The 4,736-nt window shown below is 70.8% G+C and carries 6 protein-coding genes; 1 reads left to right on the top strand and 5 read right to left on the bottom strand.

Annotated elements, in window-relative coordinates:
• The 4 genes from EQG76_RS18685 to EQG76_RS18670 all read right to left on the bottom strand — a co-directional run.
• On the bottom strand, nt 1-273 hold a 273-nt coding region (locus EQG76_RS18685), incomplete at its 3' end, for a dihydrodipicolinate synthase family protein (RefSeq protein WP_200840922.1).
• A 29-nt stretch (nt 274-302) separates the two neighbouring features.
• Entirely contained in the window at nt 303-1,406 is a 1,104-nt protein-coding gene (locus EQG76_RS18680) for a cis-3-hydroxy-L-proline dehydratase (protein WP_159715885.1), read from the bottom strand.
• On the bottom strand, nt 1,403-2,065 hold the full coding sequence (locus EQG76_RS18675) for a GntR family transcriptional regulator (RefSeq protein WP_159715884.1): 663 nt from the start codon (nt 2,063-2,065) through the stop codon (nt 1,403-1,405). The genes EQG76_RS18680 and EQG76_RS18675 overlap by 4 nt, the downstream gene beginning before the upstream one ends.
• Nucleotides 2,066-2,489: 424 nt before the next feature.
• Complete coding sequence (locus EQG76_RS18670) at nt 2,490-3,407, bottom strand: DMT family transporter (protein WP_159715883.1); 918 nt, start codon at nt 3,405-3,407, stop codon at nt 2,490-2,492.
• A 98-nt stretch (nt 3,408-3,505) separates the two neighbouring features.
• Here EQG76_RS18670 and EQG76_RS18665 point away from each other — a divergent pair, with 98 nt between their 5' ends.
• Nucleotides 3,506-4,402: a LysR family transcriptional regulator gene (locus EQG76_RS18665; protein WP_159715882.1), complete on the top strand. Its 897-nt coding sequence runs from the start codon at nt 3,506-3,508 to the stop codon at nt 4,400-4,402.
• Here the strand turns inward: EQG76_RS18665 and EQG76_RS18660 are convergent.
• Nucleotides 4,377-4,712 (bottom strand): hypothetical protein, encoded by a 336-nt coding sequence (locus EQG76_RS18660; RefSeq protein ID WP_159715881.1) that lies wholly within the window; start codon nt 4,710-4,712, stop codon nt 4,377-4,379. The two genes, EQG76_RS18665 and EQG76_RS18660, sit on opposite strands and share 26 nt — an antisense overlap.
• Nucleotides 4,713-4,736 lie beyond the last annotated feature (24 nt).

Genomic DNA, 4,736 nt, shown 5'->3' with positions numbered 1-4,736 from the left:
ATAGCGGCAGGCTTCCCTGGTGAGGTTCTCCGCCACGCCGGCCACCACCGGCACCCGGCCCGCCACCAGTTCCTGGGTGGCCTTGAGCACGTCGCGCTTCTCTTCAGCACTGAGCGAGCCGTTCTCGCCGACCGTGCCGAGCATGATCAGCCCGCGTACGCCGCTCTCCAGCAGCCACTCCACATGGCGGGCATTGGCCGCGAAGTCGATGCTGTCGTCGTCCTTGAACTGGGTGGTGACGGCGGGAAACACGCCATGCCAGTCGATCGCCATGTAAGCTCTCCCGGGGGTGAGGGGGCGGGTCAGGTGATGGTGAAGAGTGGTTGGCCCAGCTCGTCTAGGCGTGGCGTCACGCCCAGGCCCGGCCCGTCCGGCAGACGCATGAACCCGCCCTCGCGGCGCGGGGCGCCATCGGCGAAGCTGCGGGTCACGTAGCCGTTGAAGTCGGTGGCAGCGAACAGGTTGCGCTCAGGCGTGCTCGCCGCCGCATGGGCGATGGCGGCGGTGGCGACGTCGCCGCCCCAGCTGTCCTCGATGATCATCAGCAGGCCCAGCCGCACGCACAGGTCGCGCAGGAGGCGTGCCTGGGTCAGGCCGCCCAGCTTGCTGAGCTTGATATTGACCATGTCCATGGCTCGAAGATTGGCCGCGTGCAGCAGCGGCTCCAGCCCGTCGATGCTCTCGTCCAGCACGAAGGGCAGGCAGGTCCGCTCGCGGACGGCACGGCATTCCTCGAAGCTCTGGCAGGGCTGCTCGATGAAGACGTCCAGATCGCGCACGGCGTTGACCACCCGCAGCGCATCCGCCGGCAGCCAGCCGGTATTGGCGTCGGCGACCAGAAGGTCGCCCGGCGCCAGCACCGCGTGGCAGGCCCGGATCCGGGCGATGTCCTCGTCCGGCTCGCCGCCCACCTTGAGCTGGAAGCGGCGGTAGCCGCTCTCCCGGTGCACGCGCAGATTGGCGGCCATCTCGTCCGCCGGCAGCTGGCTGACCGCCCGGTAGAGGGTGATCTCCGGCTGCATGATCCCGCCCAGCAGCGTCGCCACCGGCAGGCCGGTCGCCTTGCCCAGCAGGTCCCAGGCGGCCATGTCCAGCCCGGACTTGACGAAGGGGTGGCCCTTGAGCCGGCCATCCATGGCCTGCCAGAGCCGGCCGTGCTCGCGAGGATCCAGCCCCAGCACATGCGGCCCCAGCTCGCGAATGCCGCCGCGCACGCCCGCGGCATAGGCCGGCAAATAGACCGGCCCCAGCGGGCAGACCTCGCCCCAGCCGGTAAAACCCGCATCGGTGTCGAGTGCGATGAGCGTGCTGTCGAATACATCCACCGACTTGCCGCCGGCCCAGCGATAGCTGCCCTCCTTCAGCGGCAGTTCGATGCGCCAGACGCGGATCCCGGTGATCTTCATGCCGCCTTCTCCCGCCGGGCGATCCAGCCGGTGAGCTCGTCCCGGGTCCGCTCCAGATGATCGACCAGCACGGCGGTGGCACGCCCGGCGTCGCGGGCCGCCACCGCATCCACCAGGCGGCGGTGCTCCGCGATCGCACGCGGAGCGATCCCCTCCAGGCCCAGGTGCGCCGCGACATAGGCTTCCATGCGCTCGTCGAAGCCCTGGGCCAATGCCGCGATGCGCGGCCGCCCGGCCGGTGCATAGAGTTGGCGGTGAAAGGCGCGGTTCGCCGCGCCCCAGCGCTCACGCTCGCCGCTGTGCAGCGCCTGCTCGAAGCCGGCCGCCGCCTGCTCCAGCCCGGCCAGCTCGTCCGCCCGGAAGCGCGGCACGGCGCGGCGGAGCAGATGCGGCTCCAGCAGCAGGCGCAGCTCGAACAGCTCCGCCACCTCTTCGGCCGACAGCCCGGACACGAACGCCCCCCGATGCGGCGCAAAGCGCACCCAGCCCTCGGCATCCAGCCGCTGCAGCGCCTCGCGCACGGGGATCCGGCTCAGCCCGAACATCTCCGCCACCGCCTCCTGGCGCAGATGCGCCCCCGCCGGCAGCTCGCCCGATAGGATCCGCCGGCGCAACTCGGCGACGACCTGGTTGGCGGCGGTGCGATGAATGCTCGGCATGACCGTCCGGCATGGTGGCTGCAGAATTGTATACAATATCCATTATCCAACCACAAGCATGCCTCTACGCCTGTGCCTGGCTGACGCGGCTGACCTGGGGCTGGCGGAGGGGAGGTGATGACGAGCGGCGGAGGAAGTCAGTTGGTAGAAGGTGCGAGCCGCTCGGCTACTGGAGCGCAGGCCGTGGCGGCGGTTGGTGCGGGCGAGGTGCCGGCGCCGGAGCCGCCCAAAGGGGAGTGGCCGCGCGGGTCCGATCGACCAGGCCGCCCGCCCGCCGGCCGCCGACCGGTTTGGCCGCAGGCTTGGGAGCCAAGCGCAGGAACAGCGCCGACGGGCTGGTCTAAGGCATGCCCGGTGGGGCATCCGTCCGCCAGTGAACCCGCCGGCGCCCGCTGACACTGACACCTTGCCGCCGACCCACGGCTCAGCCCTGTGGCCGTCCCATGGCCGCAGGCATGGTACCGATCAGGCGGCCGTCCGGGCTGCTGGCCGACAGCCAGATGCCTAAGGCGACCATGGCCAGGCCGATGACCAGGCTCCAGTGCAGCGGTTCGCCCAGCAGCATGGCGCCGACCAGGGCGGCCATCACCGGGTTGACCGTGACCGAGATGGCGACGCGGGTGGGCGTGGTGCGGAGCAGGGCGAACGCCCACAGCCAGAAGGTGAGCGCACCGCCGAACACGCCCAGATAGAGCACCGCCGCCCATTGCTCCGTCTCGAGCCGGGCGAGGCTGGGCAGGCCGCCCATGCTCGCCGAGACCGCACCCAGGCACAGGGCACCCACCACCATGCCGAACGTGGCGAACGGGACGGCACCCAACCGGCGGACCAGCCGCCTAGACCAGACATTGTAGAGCGCCATGCAGCCGGCGGCCGCGACCATCAGCAGGTCGCCCCGCCAGGCACCCTCGGGAGCGTTGGCCAGGGAAAGCAGCAGTGCCGCGGCGACCCCGACCATCGCGACCAGCACGCCCAGGCTCTTGCGGAGCGTCAGGCGCTCCACCCCCAGCAGGGCGGCGGCCAGCATCGTCAGGAGCGGCAAGGTCGACAGGGCCAGGCCGCCGCGCGCCGCGGTGGTGAAGATCAGCGAGGCGTTGAACAGAATCGGGAACAGGCCGAAGAACAGGAGGCCCAGCCCGATCAGGCGCGGCCACTCGTCCGGCTGCGGCCGGCCGCCGGGCACGCGCAGGGCCAAGGGCAGCATCAGCAGCGCACCGATGCCGAAACGCAGCGCGCCCAGGGTCAGCGGATCGAGGGCTTCCGCCAGATAGCGGGTCGCACCCACCGACGTGCCGCCGAGCCCGCTCGAAAGGACAGCCGCGAGCACGCCCAGCCATTCCATCGCCTGTCCCGCTCCCGCCATGTCGCTTGCCGGCGGAATAGCTTCATCCTACCCATCAAGGAATGGCATTGGCTTGATAAGCATCATCACGGAAAATGATGGGCATGCCTGACCTCGACCCCGACCTGCTCAAGGCGTTCGTGGCGGTGGCGGACCTCCGGTCCTTCACCCGCGCGGCACGTCTGCTCCACCGTACCCAGTCCGCGGTGAGCATGCAGATCCGCCGGCTGGAGGAGCGGCTGGGCACGGCGCTGTTCCACCGCAGCACCGTCCAGGTGGAGCTCAGCCCCGCCGGCGAAAACCTGCTGGACTATGCACGACGGATCCTGGCGCTCCAGGCCGAGGCGCTGGCCAGCCTCCAGGCCCCGGACCTGGCCGGCATCGTCCGGCTGGGCGTGATGGACGATTATGGCAGTCAGGTGCTGCCGGGCCTGCTCGCCGCCTTCACCCGCTCCTACCCGCAGGTCCAGGTGGCGATGGAGACGGGACTGACCGGGAGCATGCCGGAGCGGCTGGGCGCGGATCTCGACTTGGTGGTCGCCCTGCATCCGGAAGGGGCGGGCGAGGGCCAGTTCCTTTGCAGGGACCAGCCCTGCTGGGCGACCGGCTTAGGCCAGGCCTGCCACCGGCTGGACCCGCTGCCGCTGGCGCTCTACCCGACCGGATGCCTGTTCCGGCAGTGGGCGATCCGCGCGCTCGACCAGGCCGGACGGCGCTGGCGGCTGGCCTTCGTCAGCCACAGCCTGGCGGCGGTCGCCGCCATTGCCGCCGAGGGCTTGGCCGTCACCGTGGTGAAGTCCACCACCTTCCCGGCCCGGCTCCGGCGCCTGGACCTGGCCGACGGCCTGCCGCCCCTGCCGGCCGCGGAGCTGCGCCTGCACCGCTCGCCCGGCCTGTCCCGGGCCGGCGTGCTGCTCGCCGAGCATCTGGCGGCAGCACTCGGCACCGCCCCGGCGGACCCGGCCCCGTTCAGGCCGCACGCCGAAGCGTCGTGACCTCGACCCGGGTGCCCTGGTCGTCCTGCGGCGGGTACATCCGGTCGAACTGCGCACGCACCACCAGCACGCACAGCATCGCGAAGATCAGGCACTCCAGCGCAATCGAGGCGGCCCAGGCCGCCCTGACCTGCTGCGCATGGTGCAGGACGGCTTCGGCGCGCGTCATCGGCTGGTATTGCGGGATCTCCACCACCTTCCGGTCATTCATTGCTTCACGGACGGCGGTGCGGAGCTGGGCCACCATCGTGGGCACTGGTGCCAGATCGGAACCGATGGTGCGATGAATGATGGGGGCCTGATCCGCCAAGCTCAACCGAGCTGCTTCTACCGC

This window comes from Geminicoccus flavidas (assembly GCF_009806515.1).
GTDB lineage: Bacteria > Pseudomonadota > Alphaproteobacteria > Geminicoccales > Geminicoccaceae > Geminicoccus > Geminicoccus flavidus.
The sequence above is the reverse complement of the archived record's forward strand: the minus strand, read 5'-3'. Positions and strand labels throughout refer to the sequence as shown.